At 42.5% G+C, this 14,604-nt stretch carries 17 protein-coding genes and 1 pseudogene; all 18 read left to right on the top strand.

The annotated features are described in order from the left end of the window. Positions 1–9 precede the first annotated feature (9 nt). The 18 genes and pseudogenes from TSIB_RS09275 (at position 10) to TSIB_RS09190 (ending at position 14,596) form a co-directional block, all read left to right on the top strand. The gene (locus tag TSIB_RS09275; RefSeq protein WP_015850171.1) at positions 10–1,185 is read left to right on the top strand and encodes an NADH-quinone oxidoreductase subunit D; all 1,176 of its coding nucleotides are present in this window, start codon (positions 10–12) and stop codon (positions 1,183–1,185) included. Positions 1,186–1,191: 6 nt separating this feature from the next. After that, positions 1,192–1,800 (top strand): NADH-quinone oxidoreductase subunit NuoI, encoded by a 609-nt coding sequence (gene nuoI, locus TSIB_RS09270; RefSeq protein ID WP_015850170.1) that lies wholly within the window; start codon positions 1,192–1,194, stop codon positions 1,798–1,800. Positions 1,801–1,848: 48 nt separating this feature from the next. Next, positions 1,849–2,604 (top strand): N-glycosylase/DNA lyase, encoded by a 756-nt coding sequence (locus TSIB_RS09265; RefSeq protein ID WP_015850169.1) that lies wholly within the window; start codon positions 1,849–1,851, stop codon positions 2,602–2,604. A 138-nt stretch (positions 2,605–2,742) separates the two neighbouring features. Beyond that, positions 2,743–3,393, top strand: coding sequence for a peroxiredoxin (locus tag TSIB_RS09260; RefSeq protein WP_015850168.1), 651 nt, complete (start codon positions 2,743–2,745; stop codon positions 3,391–3,393). A gap of 126 nt (positions 3,394–3,519) precedes the next feature. Next, positions 3,520–5,232, top strand: coding sequence for a 2-oxoacid:acceptor oxidoreductase subunit alpha (locus TSIB_RS09255; protein ID WP_015850167.1), 1,713 nt, complete (start codon positions 3,520–3,522; stop codon positions 5,230–5,232). Further along, the gene (locus tag TSIB_RS09250) at positions 5,229–6,101 is read left to right on the top strand and encodes a thiamine pyrophosphate-dependent enzyme (protein ID WP_015850166.1); all 873 of its coding nucleotides are present in this window, start codon (positions 5,229–5,231) and stop codon (positions 6,099–6,101) included. Before TSIB_RS09255 ends, TSIB_RS09250 begins: the two co-directional genes overlap by 4 nt. A 27-nt stretch (positions 6,102–6,128) precedes the next feature. Next, positions 6,129–6,578: a peroxiredoxin gene (locus TSIB_RS09245; protein WP_048160653.1), complete on the top strand. Its 450-nt coding sequence runs from the start codon at positions 6,129–6,131 to the stop codon at positions 6,576–6,578. Between the two features lie 49 nt (positions 6,579–6,627). Then, positions 6,628–7,854, top strand: a complete 1,227-nt coding sequence (locus TSIB_RS09240; RefSeq protein ID WP_015850164.1) for an FprA family A-type flavoprotein — start codon at positions 6,628–6,630, stop codon at positions 7,852–7,854. Between the two features lie 102 nt (positions 7,855–7,956). Continuing rightward, entirely contained in the window at positions 7,957–8,496 is a 540-nt protein-coding gene (locus TSIB_RS09235; protein WP_015850163.1) for a ferritin-like domain-containing protein, read from the top strand. An 11-nt stretch (positions 8,497–8,507) separates the two neighbouring features. Then, entirely contained in the window at positions 8,508–9,599 is a 1,092-nt protein-coding gene (locus TSIB_RS09230; RefSeq protein WP_015850162.1) for an NAD(P)/FAD-dependent oxidoreductase, read from the top strand. Between the two features lie 86 nt (positions 9,600–9,685). Then, positions 9,686–10,201 (top strand): rubrerythrin family protein, encoded by a 516-nt coding sequence (locus TSIB_RS09225; RefSeq protein ID WP_015850161.1) that lies wholly within the window; start codon positions 9,686–9,688, stop codon positions 10,199–10,201. A gap of 79 nt (positions 10,202–10,280) precedes the next feature. After that, positions 10,281–10,445: a rubredoxin gene (gene rd, locus TSIB_RS09220; protein WP_015850160.1), complete on the top strand. Its 165-nt coding sequence runs from the start codon at positions 10,281–10,283 to the stop codon at positions 10,443–10,445. Positions 10,446–10,455: 10 nt separating this feature from the next. After that, a complete protein-coding gene (locus TSIB_RS09215) occupies positions 10,456–10,830 on the top strand; it encodes a class II SORL domain-containing protein (RefSeq protein ID WP_015850159.1) in 375 nt (124 codons plus the stop codon). Between the two features lie 190 nt (positions 10,831–11,020). Continuing rightward, positions 11,021–11,644, top strand: a complete 624-nt coding sequence (locus TSIB_RS09210; protein ID WP_015850158.1) for a hypothetical protein — start codon at positions 11,021–11,023, stop codon at positions 11,642–11,644. A 93-nt stretch (positions 11,645–11,737) separates the two neighbouring features. Next, positions 11,738–12,256: a ferritin-like domain-containing protein gene (locus tag TSIB_RS09205; protein ID WP_048160650.1), complete on the top strand. Its 519-nt coding sequence runs from the start codon at positions 11,738–11,740 to the stop codon at positions 12,254–12,256. Positions 12,257–12,497: 241 nt separating this feature from the next. Further along, positions 12,498–12,746: pseudogene (locus TSIB_RS09200) on the top strand (RuBisCO large subunit C-terminal-like domain-containing protein); the annotation flags it as partial. A gap of 57 nt (positions 12,747–12,803) precedes the next feature. After that, a complete protein-coding gene (locus TSIB_RS09195) occupies positions 12,804–13,613 on the top strand; it encodes a ZIP family metal transporter (RefSeq protein WP_015850156.1) in 810 nt (269 codons plus the stop codon). An 80-nt stretch (positions 13,614–13,693) separates the two neighbouring features. After that, positions 13,694–14,596 (top strand): glycine betaine ABC transporter substrate-binding protein, encoded by a 903-nt coding sequence (locus TSIB_RS09190; RefSeq protein WP_015850155.1) that lies wholly within the window; start codon positions 13,694–13,696, stop codon positions 14,594–14,596. Positions 14,597–14,604 lie beyond the last annotated feature (8 nt).

Below are 14,604 nucleotides of genomic sequence, written 5' to 3'. Positions count from 1 at the left end.
GTGAGAAAAATGGTTTCACAACAAGAATTGGTTAGGGAAGCGAGAGAGAATGGCATGGAGCTTTTACCTCTTGAAAAGGACACTTATGAGCTGTTTTTTGGACCCCAGCACATGGCTACTGAGAATTACAGCTTAATCTTAAAACTGGATGGCCATAGAGTTGTTAAGGCCATAGCCAATCCAGGCTTCCTTCACAGGGGATTTGAGAAACTTGCCGAGCTAAGGCCATGGTATACAAACATAGCACTCCTCTTGAGAGTATGTGTCCCAGAGCCTGATGTTCCAGAGGCTGTTTATTCCATGGCCGTTGATGAGCTTGTGGGATGGGAGGTTCCAGAAAGAGCTCAATGGATCAGGACGGTTGTTCTTGAGATGGCTAGAGTTACTTCGTACCTATTCTGGACAATGGGATTATCCTTTAAGCTTGGTGTTTACACAGCAGGGCAATGGGCCGCTGCTTATAGAGAGCGGTTTATGGCACTCTTTGAACAGCTTACTGGGGCGAGGGTTTACCACATTTACACAATCCCCGGAGGAGTTAGAAGAGATATACCCGGAGACAAATGGTTAAGGCAGCTCAAAGACACCGTGGAATACCTAAAAGACAAACTTAAAGACTTTGACAACATCTTATTTCAGAATTACATTACTTACAACAGGCTTGAAGGGATTGGAGTAATGGACAAAAAGTTCGCTTTAGCAGAAGGCGTTACCGGCCCAAACTTAAGAGCTACAGGAGTAAAAGCAGATGTAAGGAGATTAGATCCCTACTTACTCTATCCAGAGCTTGATTTTGAAGTACCTGTTCTCAAAGAAGGCGATTCTTTGGCTAGAGCACTTGTGAGGAGATTTGAAATTGAACAGGATCTTTACATCCTCGAACAGCTGCTTGAGATGGGCCCGCCAGATGGCCCATACAAAGTTGAAGATCCAAAATTAAAGGCTCTCCCAAGATTTAAGGTTCCTGCAGGAGATGCTTATGCTCACGTAGAAGCTACTGGTGGAGATTTTGGAGCCTATGTTGTAAGCGATGGAGGAAACAAGCCATACAGAGTCCAGATAAGAGGTCCAAGCATATCCCATGGAATTAGAGTAATAGAGCAGCTTTTAGTGGGGGCTAGAATAGCAGACGTGCCGGTTATATTGATGACCTTAGGAAACTGTCCACCCGACATAGACAGGTGATGAAAAATGAGTGAAGCTAAATTTAAAATTGCACCTGAAGAGAAGGTTAAGAAGAGGCCCTCTTTCTTGAAACCCTGGCTTAGTATAAAATACCTCTTCAAAAAGCCTGTAACTATAAAAATCCCCTATGAACCCACACAAATTGCTGAAAAATACCGTGGATTCCATACTCTCAACTGGAAGACATGCATTGGTTGTAATATGTGTGGTCAGATATGTCCCGCAAGGGCTATAGAGATGACATGGATTGAGGGAGAAAAAAGAGCACATCCAAAGATAGACTATGGAAGATGTACTTTCTGTCAGTTTTGTGTTGATGTATGTCCTACTGGAGCACTGGGCCATGTGGAGCACTATCTCTTAACTACAGAGTGGAAAGAAGAAGAACTTGAGCTCTTTGACTGGATTCCATTGCCAGAAGATATGGTGAGAAAATTCGAAGACTACAGGCATCCATTAGCTAAGATCGAATATCTTGAAGATGGGAAAGTTAGATATACCCTTAGGGATGGGAGCACTTTTGAATTTAAAATACTCGGTTATGGTCTTAAACCACCAGCAAAGCCCAAGTCACAGGAAAAGAAAGATGCTGAAGAAGAAAAAAAGGCTGAATAGCCTTTTTATCTTTTCACAAATTCTATAAATCTCTACTCCTATTTCTTTTTGGTGAGAAAATTGAAAGTAGAATTCCTCAAAAGTATTCTCAAAGAACTTGGCATTGAATGTGCTAGAACTATCGAGGAGAAAGTTGATCTGCAGTTTTCAGCTTTGGAGAGCCTTCACAAAAACCTAAACGATGATGAGCTTTTCCTCAAGCTAGTGATAGCAAACTCAATTGTGAGTTATCAGCTTTCAGGTAAAGGAGAAAACTGGTGGTGGGAGTTTTCAAACTATTTCTCAAAAAAACCTCCGATAGAGAGTATTGTAAAGGCTTACTCCGAGTTCTTGCCAAGATCAAAAAGTAACAAAAGATTAATTCAGCTGAAATTGAATCGTCTTAAAAAGCTGGAGCCTTTTTTGAATTCATTGGCGATTGAAGATCTAAGAAAGTACTATCAAAACATGCTGAGGTTTAGGGATCGTTTAGCTAAGGTCATGAACGCAAAGGAGGATGCAAAGACAATCGTTTTTGCCGTTAAAATGTTTGGCTATGCATCCAGAATAGCTTTTGGAGACTTTATTCCGTATCCAATGGAGATTGACATTCCAAAAGACTTCAGAATTGAAAACTACACGAGAAGGTTCACGGACAGAAACTCTACGACTTTCTGGAGGGAAGTTTCAAAGGAAGTTGGAATTCCTCCGCTGCATATAGATTCGATCCTCTGGCCCGTTCTTGGGAGGGATACGAGGGTTGCGGAGAGATTGAAGGAACACTGTGAAAAGTACGAGCTGGTTTTGGAACTCGTCTCTCTTTGAGGTGTTCTTTTTTCGAAGTTAATAATGGGAAGTTATCAAAACTAGTTAGGATCTACAAATTTTGTTAGGCAAACCAAAAAGTTTATATATCAGAACCTATAAAGTTTACAACAGAAACAACCTATGAGGTGATGAGAAATGGTAGCTATTGGAGAAAAGTTCCCGGAAGTTGAGGTTAAGACTACCCACGGGGCAATAAAGCTTCCAGAGTACTTTGCAGAGAAGGGCAAGTGGTTCCTTCTTTTCAGCCATCCAGCAGATTTTACCCCGGTTTGTACAACAGAGTTCTATGCTCTTCAGAAGAGGGTAGATAAGTTCCGGGAGCTTGGCGTTGAGCCCATAGGACTCAGTGTTGACCAAGTGTTCAGCCACATAAAATGGATGGAATGGATCAAGGAGAACCTTGGTGAGGAGATAACCTTCCCCGTCATAGCGGACGACCGGGGTGAACTTGCCGACAGGCTTGGTATGATTCCAAGCGGTGCAACGACAACGGCCAGAGCCGTTTTTGTAGTTGATGACAGGGGCATCATAAGGGCGATAGTTTACTATCCAGCAGAGGTCGGCAGGGACTGGGACGAAATACTCCGCCTTGTGAAAGCCCTCAAGATCAGCACCGAGAAAGGCGTAGCTTTGCCGCACAAGTGGCCTAACAATGAGCTCATTGGTGACAAGGTTATTGTCCCACCTGCAAGCACAGTTGACCAAGTTAAGAAACGCGAAGAGGCCAAAGCTAAAGGCGAAATCGAGTGCTATGACTGGTGGTTATGCTACAAGAAGCTCGAGTGATTTTCTCTATCTTTTCTTTTGCATTATTGGAGTTTCTGCAATTTAGCTTTCCCAAAGAAAATTATATAAACCTAATCCACAAACCTTATTATGACGAAAGTCGAACTTTATTGGAAGGGATGAGATATGGTTGAGTTCAAGGAAGATGTTTCTATTGTTTTAGGTGGTGCAGCCGGTCAAGGAATTCAAACTGTTGAAGAAATACTCACAAGGGTCTTGAAGCTTTCCGGTTACAACGTCTATGCAAACAAGGAATACATGTCAAGAGTTAGGGGCGGGATAAACACTACAGAGATTAGAATCTCATCAAAAAAAGTAAGAGCATTTGTAAAGAGGATTGACATTCTGATTCCGTTCAAGCGTGGAGTTCTCCCATGGGTAGAAAAGAGGCTTACAGAGAATACGGTTGTTCTCGGTGAGAGGGAAAACGTCGAAGAAGAGTACCTAAGCAAGATCAATTTCGTTGAGGTCCCATTAAATGACATGGCAAAAGACGTTGGTAGCTCTTTGTATTTGAACACAATAGCTGCTGGCCTTGTGGTTGGGCTTTTCCATGGAGACTTTGAAGTCCTTAAAGAGTACCTGAGAAAAAGATTCGGCAGCAAGGGGGAAGAAGTTGTTTCTAAGAACATTGAGGCTGCTAAAAAAGGATATGATCTTGGAATAAAGCTCTGCGAAGAAAAAACGATTGGAATTGATATTAAAAAAGATGAAAAGGTCAGGAAAGAAGTTCTTCTAAGCGGCACTGAAGCCGTCGCTTTGGGTGCAGTCGCTGGAGGAATGAACTTCTTAAGCTTTTATCCCATGAGCCCCTCCACCGGTGTTGCCGTTTTCTCTGCCCAGCATGCTGAAGACTTTGAAATAATAGTGGAGCAAGTAGAAGATGAGATATCTGCAATAAACATGGCTATAGGGGCATGGTTTGCCGGTGCAAGGGGGATGGTTACCACTTCAGGCGGTGGATTTGCTTTAATGAGCGAAGCTTTAAGCCTGGCTGGAATGGCAGAAAACCCCGTTGTAATACATCTCGCCCAAAGACCCGGGCCTGCGACCGGATTGCCCACAAGAACAATGCAGGGCGATTTGAACCTCGCCCTTTACTCTGGACACGGTGAATTCCCACGCATAATACTAGCCCCAGGAAGCATCGAGGAAGCTTTCTACCTTACAGCTGAAGCATTCAACTTGGCCGATAGAGACCAAGTTCCCGTTATAATTCTAACAGATCAATATTTTGTTGACACCTACTACAATCTTCCGGACGTTGATCTTGGCAAAATAAAAGTGGAAAAGCACATTGTTGAAACTGATAAAGACTACAAGAGGTACAAACTTACTGAGGATGGCATTTCGCCAAGGGGGATACCAGGTTACGGAGAAGGGGTTTTGATAGCTAACGGAAACGAACACGATGAATGGGGAGATATAACGGAAGATGAAGAGCTTTCAAGACTAATGCAAGAGAAAAGAGCAATAAAGAAACTCGAAACGATAAGAAAAAATGCCATGATGCCAGAACTCGTTGGAAAGGATGATGCAAAATACATGATCGTTGCATGGGGTTCAACCTATCATGTAATAAGGGAAGCTCTTGAAACCCTTGGCAGGGAAGACGTGGCGTTTATGCACTTTAAATGGGTTTATCCATTACCTGAGAAGGTTAAAGAGCTTTTGGAAGGTAAATTTCTCATAGACATAGAGCAGAACGTTACTGCACAGTTTGCAGAACTTTTAAAGAAAGAACTCGGAGTAGAAATTCACCACAGGGTTTTGAAGTACGACGGCAGACCTTTCTCTGTTGAAGAGGTTGTTGAGGCCATTAAGGGGGTGTTAGAATGATTTCTCCGCTTGTTTTTGAGCCCGAGAGACCCGGAAGCAAGGATATAGCATGGTGTCCCGGATGTGGGAACTTTGGTATTAGAAACATTTTGAAGTCAGCTTTTGCAGAACTCAATTTGAGATCCCAAGACGTGGTAATAATAAGCGGTATCGGCCAGGCTGCTAAAATGCCCCACTATATAAATGTCAACGGCTATCACACGCTCCATGGAAGGGCTATCCCAATAGCAACAGCCGTGAAAGCCGCAAATCCCTCCTTAACGGTAATAGCGGAGGGGGGAGACGGCGACATGTATGCAGAAGGGGGCAACCACCTAATACACGCTATAAGGAGGAATCCTGACATTACGGTCTTAGTACACGACAACCAGATTTACGGACTGACAAAAGGACAAGCATCTCCTACCACCATGCCCGGAGTGAAAACTCCCACCCAACCTTGGGGTGTTTTTGAGGAACCATTTAACCCAATAGCTTTGGCAATAGCACTGGACGCATCTTTTGTGGCAAGGACTTTTATGGGGTACTTTAAGGAAAGTGTTGAGATACTTAAGAAAGCCATTCAGCATAAGGGATTGGCCATAGTTGATATCTTTCACCCATGTGTAAGCTTCAATAAGGTGAACACCTACGAGTGGTATAGGGAGCATACCTACTGGATGAAGGGTCACGACCCCTATGATAGAGAAGAAGCCTTTAAGAGGGCAATAGAAAGCGACCCACTTCCGCTGGGAATATTTTACATCCATGAGAAACCAACCTTTGAGGAACAAGTTCCAGCGTATAAGAAAGATAAAACGCCACTGTGGCAAAGGAAACCCAAAATTGAGGAGATTAAGAAAATTTTAGAGGCCAAAAGAGCTTTTTGATTTTATAACTTTTCGGAGGTGAGAAAAGTGAAAGTTGGTGAAAAAGCTCCCGACTTTGTGTTAAAAGACCAGGACGGGAAAGAGTTTAGGCTTTCCGGGTTTAGGGGGAAGAAGGTACTTCTTTCCTTTCATCCACTGGCATGGACAAGCGTTTGCGAAAAACAGATGAGGGCTCTTGAAGAGAATTATGAAAAATTCGAAAGTTTGAACGTTGTTCCGGTCGGCATAAGCGTTGATCCGATTCCTACCAAAAAGGCTTGGGCAGAAGACATAGGACTTAAGAAACTCAGAATCCTAAGCGATTTTTGGCCCCATGGAGAAGTTGCAAAGTTATACGGGATTTTTAGAGAAAAAGAGGGCTTTTCGGAGAGGGCGAACATATTAGTGGATGAAGAGGGAAAAATGATCTTCTTCAAGATGTATCCGATAAGGGAACTCCCGGATCTTGATGAGATATTTGAGTTTTTGCAGAGGTGAAAAACCTTTTTATATTTCTATTCTTGAACTAGATTGGGGTGATATAAAAATGCCAAAGGTTTGGGTAGAGAAACTTCTTGATGAGCCTGAACTTTATCTTTTGAGAATTGACGATGATCAGATAAAGTACTTCGAGGCTACTTGGGACATACCAGAAGGGATAACCTACAACGCATATCTCATGAAAACGGAGGGTGCCGTTGTTCTTTTCGATGCATGGAAAAAAGACTACGCTTATCAGTTCCTTGAAACTCTATCCCGTATAGTTGATCCGAAAGAGATAACCCATATAATTGTCCACCACACGGAGCCGGATCACAGTGGAGCTTTGCCAAAGGTTCTTGAAGCGAATGGGTATAACGCCAAGATTATTGGCACTGCATTTGCGAAGAGGCTTTTGGAGGCTTTTTACGGTATCAAGGAGAACGTTCATGCAGTGGAAGATGGAGAGGAGCTTAAGATAGGAAGCAGAACTTTAAGGTTTATATCAGTGCCGTGGCTCCACTGGCCGGACACTATGATAACCTACTTGGTAGAGGATAAGGTAATCCTTTCATGCGATGCTGGAGGAGGGTACTCAATTCCGGAGGCAATAGATGACACCAATGAAGAAGTGGTCGAAAGGTATTTGCCCTACGTTACTAAGTACATAGTTACTGTTATCGGCCACTATCATAAGTACATCGTGCAGAACATCGAAAAGATAAAGAATCTCGGTATAGTTGATGATGTTAGGATGATTCTTCCCGGACATGGTTTGATATGGCGCAAAAATCCCCAGAAGATTTTTGAATACTATGCAAACGTTGGCTCCGGAATTCCAAAGAAAGGCAAAATACTAGTAATTTATGACTCCATGTATGGTTTTGTTGAAAGAAGCGTTAGAATAGCAATTGACGAGTTGCAAAAGTTGGGCTTTGAGCCGGTAGTTTATAAGTTCACAGATAAAGAAGCTCCAGCGGTGAGCGATATCCTCGGAGAGGTTCCAGATAGCGAAGCGCTCATTATAGGGGCTTCAACGTATGAGGCAAACGTTCATCCTCGCATAAGGTACACTCTTTACGAGCTACTCGACAAAGCCAACTACGAGAAGCCAGTGCTTATCTTGGGAACTTTCGGATGGGCAGGAGTGGCCGGAAGAGAAATAGAGACCCTCATCAAGAGATCAAGGTTCGACCACGTTGATACCGTAGAGGTAAGGGGCAGACCTACAGATGAAGATGAGGCAAAAATTAGGGAAGGGATTAGAGAACTTGTGAAAAGACTCGGAAGGTGATCTTCCATATCTATTTTTATCTTTGGATGATTTTGGGTTAGAGAACTTAAAATGGCAAACATTAAATACATCTACGTGAAATCTCTAAGGAGGTGTTTATTTATGGAGGAGGATATTGTTATACGGCTGGAAACCCTTTCTGAAAAGGAAATCCTTGGCTATGCAATAGCATCTGAAGAGGATGCCAAGGCTTTCTATCTTAAACTTGGGGAGGGAAAAGGAGAGCTTATACAGAATTTCTTTAAAGACCTCGCAAAGGCAGAAGAAGCTCACAAGACGCTTTTGCTTAATCTGCATAAAAAACTCTTTGGCAATGAAAACTACATTACTCCCAAAGGAATACCTTTCCTTGAGAGTACCATTAACGTGGTAACCTTGGGATCAATGGTTGAAGCTATGAAAACCGCATTAATGAACGAAAAGGTTGCTGAAAGGGTTTACAAACTTCTTGCTAAAAGATTCCCAGAACACAAGGCCCTTTTTGAGTTTTTGGCCACTCAAGAAAGAGCCCACTACAACTCAATCAAAGCCCATGAGGAATATCTCGAGGGCATTATAAGGGAAAAGCCTGACTACGTCGATGTCCCGGTGCACGTGCTCTTCAACCAATTGGAGATCCACTATAAGCCGAGGGTTCTATAAAGGGGAAACTTATGAGAATTGTTATAGTTGGGAACGGACCCGGAGGAGTGGAATTAGCTAATCAGCTTTCTGGGGAACACAAGGTAACGATAGTTGAACGTGAGAACGTTCTTCATTACAGCAAACCAATGTTGAGCCATTATATAGCGGGGTTTGTTGAGAAGGAAAAGCTCTTCCCATACTCTTTCTCTTGGTACGAAAAGAAGGGGATAGACCTTAATCTGGGAGTAAAAGCCGAAGTAATAGATAGGGCCAGAAAAAGGTTGATAACAAGCGATGGCGAGATCCCTTACGATGTATTGGTTATAGCTACAGGAGCTAGGCCAAGGGGACCTACCTTTGAAGGCAAAGAGTTTGTGCAAACTCTCAGGACGCTCCAAGACGCTGAAAGAATTAAGGAGCAAATAGAAAAATACAAAGATGCCTTAATATTGGGAGGAGGATTTATAGGGCTTGAGCTTGTGGCAAATCTTGCGAAAGCGGGCTATAGAGTGAGGCTCGTTCATAGGGGAAGTAATCTTCTTGGGCTTGACGAAGAGCTAACAAAGGCCATAATGGAAAAGCTCGAAGGATATGGTGTTGAATTTTATCTCGACGCAAACACTCTTAAAGCAGATGAGAACGGCATCTTTACAGATAAGGGGTACGTAGAAGGCAAAGTTAAGATATGTGCCTTTGGAGTTATCCCCAACAAGGAAATAGCCGTTAAAGGCGGCATTCACGCTGGAAGAGGCATACTAATCGATGACCATTTTAGAACTTCAGCTAAAGATGTATATGCCATTGGAGACTGTGCCGAGTACAATGGGATAATTGGAGGTACTGCAAAAGCTGCCATGGAGCATGCAAGGGTTCTTGCCAACATTTTGAGGGGTAAGGAGGATAGCTACGACTTCGAATTCCGCTCCACGGTTTTCAAATTTGGCGACATTCCAGTTGCACTAATAGGGAAAACAAAAGGAGAGGGAAAATGGTTTGATGAGAAAACAAAAATTTTCCTTGAAGGAGAGAAAGTCATTGGTGCTGTTGTTATAGAAGACGTAAGAAAGGCAATGATGCTGGAGAAAAAGGCAAAAGCTGGGGTTAGCATAGATGAATTATAATGTTCTTATTTTGCTTTATAAATTTCGTAGAGAAAGCCTTTTATATTTCTATATCGAATTAATAATGTCGTTTTGGGGTGGTAGATATGGTAGTCGAAAGAAAAATGACGAAGAAGTTTCTTGAAGATGCATACGCAGGAGAAAGCCAGGCACACATGAAATACATGATTTTTGCAGACTTTGCTGAAAAAGAAGGATTTCCAAATATTGCAAAGCTTTTTAGGGCTATAGCCTTTGCCGAGCTTGTTCACGCAAGAAATCACTATCAGGCGTTGGGTAACGTCAAAGACACCGTAAATAACCTTCAGACTGCAATAGAAGGTGAAACTTTTGAAGTGGAAGAAATGTATCCCGCTTACAAAGCTGTTGCTGAGCTCCAAGGTGAGAAAGAAGCCGTTAGGAGTACCCATTACGCTTTAGAAGCTGAAAAGATTCATGCAGAACTTTACAAGAAGGCGAAAGAGCTTGCGGAACAGAAAAAGGATATCGAGATTAAGAAGGTCTACATATGCCCTGTTTGTGGTTACACGGCAGTTGATGAAGCCCCAGAGAAATGCCCTGTTTGCGGTGTTCCAAGAGAAAAGTTCGTAGTGTTTGAGTAGTTCTTTCGTTTTTTTGCTCTATTTGGTTTGGAGCACAAACTTTATAAGGTTGGTTTGATAATATTAGGGTGGTGGAAACATGGCAAAGTGGAAATGTATGGTTTGTGGATACATCTATGATGAGGAAGCTGGAGATCCCGAGAGTGGAGTTGCTCCAGGAACGAGGTTTGAGGAGATCCCGGATGACTGGGTATGCCCGCTCTGCGGTGCGCCAAAGGACATGTTTGAGAAAATAGAAGATTGAGGTGGTCGAGATGATTGGTGAAACCATAAGGAGTGGGGACTGGAAAGGAGAAAAACACGTCCCCGTTATAGAGTACGAAAAAGAAGGAGACCTAGTTAAGGTTAAGGTTCAAGTGGGCAAAGAAATCCCACATCCAAACACCACAGAGCATCACATCAAATACATAGAGCTTTACTTCTTACCGGAAGGGGAGAACTTTGTTTATCAGATCGGACGGGCAGATTTCACAGCCCATGGAGAGTCCACGAAGGGCCCTAACATGAGTGATATATACACAGAGCCCGTGGCCTACTTTGTATTTAAGACCGCCAAGAAGGGCAAGCTTTATGCCTTAAGCTACTGCAACATTCACGGCCTCTGGGAGAATGAGGTTCAGCTCGAGTGATTCTTTCATAATTTTCTTTTCTGTGCTTATACCCAGTAATTTTTTCTACTGGAAGTTTAATGGGGTGGAGATTTTGAAGAGCATAAAGAAAAGAAGTTTTTCTTGGAAATGATTTTCAGTATACCTCAAAATCTGTAAAAATTTGCCGGAAGGTTTATTTACTTTGCTTCCTAATTATTAAGGTAAAAACTTGGATGATGGAAGCATGGTAAGTGTTTATCAAATTCTTATGAGCATATGTGGATTGTTAACCTTTATGGGGATTTTCCTTACTTGGAACATCTCAAGAAAGATTGAGAGCTTCTTTTTAGGGTATAGAAAGCTCTCTTGGTGTATCCTTTTTGGGGGTATATTGACTTCACTCGGTTTTATCGCAACAATGTTTGAAGTTCATCAGGCGATTATAAGTTTTGCAATCCTCTTGGGGCCTGTTTTAATAGCTTACTCCCTTTCGGAAAGCGGACTTGTTAAGGCAACATGGACAATGCTTTTACAGGTTGGGGTTGTAGCTGGAAGTGCAATTTTTGTAAGGAATAGCTTCTACACCGTTGAGTTGGCTTCTTCAGTGGCTATTGTGCTTCTTATTAATGCTATATCGGGCTACGTTAGAACCCCTGAAAGGTATAAGAGACTTGCAGAGATATCATCTTGGACTTTTGTGGGATTTATCTGGCTTAATCTTTTTGTTGGAGAAATCGCTCCGGTAATGTATCTCTTTTCTATGACCCTGTGGATTTACACTCTCGTGAGACTCCATTACCTGGCAGTGGAGAGACTTGGTAATTTTAACAAAGAGTTTTTATATTCACATTAGTAGTTTGTAATTGAAACCTTTATTTAATGGAAAGATTTTAGTATGAGGGAGCCCTATCAATAAGTGTATTGTTTTTGGAGTGAGGTGAAAGAGATGGTAGAGATAGATATGGGGATTCCCCTTGAAAAGGTGAATGAGTTTTCTTTGAAAGAGCTCTTGGGAATGGCAATAAAGGCCGAGATTGGTGCAAGAGAGTTCTACAAAAGCATGGCCTCAAACGTTGATATAGAGACCCTAAGAAATAAACTGGAGTTTCTTGCTGGAGAAGAAGAAAAACATGAGGAGTTTTTGAGGAATTTTTATGCTCAATCATTTCCCGGGGAAGAGATAGTGTTTCCAAAAGAACATGTTGGGCCAGAACTAAAGCCCGTCGCAGAGAAAATTAAAAACGTTCAGGATATTTTGGAACTTGTGAGATGGGCAATGGAAGCGGAAAGGATTGCCAAACAATTCTACTCCAAACTTGAAGAGATGACAGATGACAATGCCAAGAAAGGTCTCTTGAGATATTTGGCTTCAATGGAGAACACTCATTACTTTATCTTGAAAACTGAATACGAACTTCTCTTGGATTGGGAAATGTACAGCCAAATGATGCATGTTGGTCCGTGAGACCTTTTTATTCAAATCTTCCTTTGATTTTTCTGCTAGAAAATTTTATCCTGCCAATATTATCACGAACATCAAAGTTGTAAATTTATCACGGGCTTCAGAAAAAGAGTTTTACAAGGGATGTTTGAAAATACCATAATCGTTTAAAGCTTCTCCCAGAGAGAAAGAACTACTGGCTTGTTATAAGAGGCCATCAAGAGAATACTTAAAAAATTTTGCCGGGTATTGGACACTAGGGGGCTTTCCAACCAGTTCGGGTGGATTGTATTTGAGCAACCTGCCCACGGTTATAGAGCCCCTCGGGACCGATATAGTCCTCCAGCTCGGCGGTGGGACTCTCGGCCATCCAGATGGGTCAGCTGCAGGTGCAAAAGCCATAAGGCAAGCAATAGATGCAATAATGCAGGAAATTCGGCTTGACGAGTATGTGAAGATCCACAAAGAGCTTGTGAGAGCCCTGGAGAAGTGGGAGCACGTTATCCTGGTTTGATTTCCCTCCACAATTTTTATATATCTCCGCTTGGTATTTTATTAGGGTGTCCTAACTATGCTGGAGAACTTCATAACATCTCTTAGTGAGTACCTTCTTGTCATCTCTGGTGGGAGCATCATGGTGGTTGCTTTTTATGCAGGCCTTTTTGTGGCTCTGATGACTACCTTCGGTTCTCTGCTTGCCATGTTTTCCCATAAAATGCCCCAGTGGGGCGTGGACTTTAGCTTATCCTTCGCCGCGGGAGTTATGATCGTTGCAAGCTTTACGAGTCTCATACTCCCGGGGATTGAGTACTCGGGACGTTTTTTGCCTCCGGGAGTAGGGATTATGCTTGGGATAGTCCTTATATATCTCATAGACCGCTTTGTGCCCCACGAGCATCTGGTTAAGGGTTATGAAGGCCCGGAAGAGTTTAAGAATAAACTTAGGGTTGTATGGCTGATAGTTCTGGCGGTCATAATACACAACCTTCCCGAAGGCTTGGCTGTTGGAACTTCCATAGTGTTTGACCTCAAAACCGGTCTTGTGACGGCGATAGCCATAGGAATACAGGACTTCCCCGAAGGAACCGTCGTTTCATTGCCGCTTGCTACGCTTCAAAAGAAGAGGCTTCAGCCTATACTCATGGGCGCTTTAAGTGGAGTTGCTGAATGGGTTATGGTTCTCTTTGGAGCATTTTTCTTCTCCGTATTCCATGGTTTATTGCCTTATGGCCTTGGATTGGCTGGAGGCGCCATGCTCTACGTAACTGTAAAAGAAATGATCCCAGAAATATACAAAAGGGAGGAAAATGAGCTTTATGTAACCCTTGGGTTCTTTATTGGCTTCTATGTAATGCTCTTCTTGGATTCTATACTGGGTTAGTTCGAACTCTATAATTTTACGTTTAATTTTTCGAAAAGTTTATTAAAATGGCCAAAGAAATATAGTAACGGTGTTTAAGAATGCAAAAATTGACTGCTTTGATTATAGGAAGCTTGGTTTTGCTTTCTTTTATAAGTGGATGTATAAGTGAAAAAGAAGAAGTTCCTACAATAGTAATAGGTTCTAAGCCCTTTAATGAGCAATATATATTAGCACACATGATTGCTCTCCTTTTAGAAGAGAATGGGTACAAAGCTGAGGTTAAGGAAGGTCTAGGAGGTACTCTGGTCAATTATGAGGCCCTGAAAAAAGGACAGATCCACGTTTATGTTGAATATACGGGAACAGCTTATAATAACATTCTCAAACTCGAGCCTCCGGAAAAATGGAGCCCTGAATACGTCTACGAGAAAAGCAAAGAGGAGATGCTAAAGCGTGATGGTGTTTTAACCATTGTAAAGCTCGGTTTTAGAGACGATTACTCCATAGCGGTCAAGAAAGAATTCGCGGAGAAGAATAACTTGGAGAAGCTTAGTGATCTTGCACCTTATGCGGCAGAAATGACGCTTGGAACCGATCCCGAGTTTGCCACAAGACCGGACGGCCTGCCGAGAATTAAAGAGGTTTACGGATTTACCTTTGGCGACGTTAAGCAGATGGAGCCAACGCTGATGTATGAGGCCATAAAGAACGGTCAGGTGGATGCAATCTCAGCCTATACCACGGATGCAAGGGTTGATTTATTCGGCCTAAAGATCCTTGAAGATGACAAAGGAGCTTTACCGCCTTATGATGCCGTGATTTTGGTCAAAAAAGAGTTTGCCGACAAGTATCCCGGAGTGGTGGAGGCTCTCAAGAAGCTCGAGGGGCTCATTGACACGGACACCATGAGGGCTCTCAACTACAAGTATGATGTAGAAAAGAAGGATGCCAGAGAGATAGCAAGAGAGTTTTTAATTGAGAAGGGCATAATCAAGGCTTGATGTTATTT

Origin of the sequence: Thermococcus sibiricus MM 739 (assembly GCF_000022545.1) — an archaeon.
Lineage (GTDB): Archaea > Methanobacteriota_B > Thermococci > Thermococcales > Thermococcaceae > Thermococcus_A > Thermococcus_A sibiricus.
This window is presented reverse-complemented; position numbering and strand designations above follow the sequence as displayed.

Coding starts and splice junctions, on each gene's coding strand:
- TSIB_RS09230 (WP_015850162.1), top strand. CDS start 8,508: ATGAGAATTGTTATAGTTGGGAACGGACCCGGAGGAGTGGAATTAGCT.
- TSIB_RS09240 (WP_015850164.1), top strand. CDS start 6,628: ATGCCAAAGGTTTGGGTAGAGAAACTTCTTGATGAGCCTGAACTTTAT.
- nuoI (WP_015850170.1), top strand. CDS start 1,192: ATGAGTGAAGCTAAATTTAAAATTGCACCTGAAGAGAAGGTTAAGAAG.
- TSIB_RS09215 (WP_015850159.1), top strand. CDS start 10,456: ATGATTGGTGAAACCATAAGGAGTGGGGACTGGAAAGGAGAAAAACAC.
- TSIB_RS09190 (WP_015850155.1), top strand. CDS start 13,694: ATGCAAAAATTGACTGCTTTGATTATAGGAAGCTTGGTTTTGCTTTCT.
- TSIB_RS09275 (WP_015850171.1), top strand. CDS start 10: ATGGTTTCACAACAAGAATTGGTTAGGGAAGCGAGAGAGAATGGCATG.
- TSIB_RS09205 (WP_048160650.1), top strand. CDS start 11,738: ATGGTAGAGATAGATATGGGGATTCCCCTTGAAAAGGTGAATGAGTTT.
- TSIB_RS09195 (WP_015850156.1), top strand. CDS start 12,804: ATGCTGGAGAACTTCATAACATCTCTTAGTGAGTACCTTCTTGTCATC.
- TSIB_RS09235 (WP_015850163.1), top strand. CDS start 7,957: ATGGAGGAGGATATTGTTATACGGCTGGAAACCCTTTCTGAAAAGGAA.
- rd (WP_015850160.1), top strand. CDS start 10,281: ATGGCAAAGTGGAAATGTATGGTTTGTGGATACATCTATGATGAGGAA.
- TSIB_RS09255 (WP_015850167.1), top strand. CDS start 3,520: ATGGTTGAGTTCAAGGAAGATGTTTCTATTGTTTTAGGTGGTGCAGCC.
- TSIB_RS09250 (WP_015850166.1), top strand. CDS start 5,229: ATGATTTCTCCGCTTGTTTTTGAGCCCGAGAGACCCGGAAGCAAGGAT.
- TSIB_RS09225 (WP_015850161.1), top strand. CDS start 9,686: ATGGTAGTCGAAAGAAAAATGACGAAGAAGTTTCTTGAAGATGCATAC.
- TSIB_RS09260 (WP_015850168.1), top strand. CDS start 2,743: ATGGTAGCTATTGGAGAAAAGTTCCCGGAAGTTGAGGTTAAGACTACC.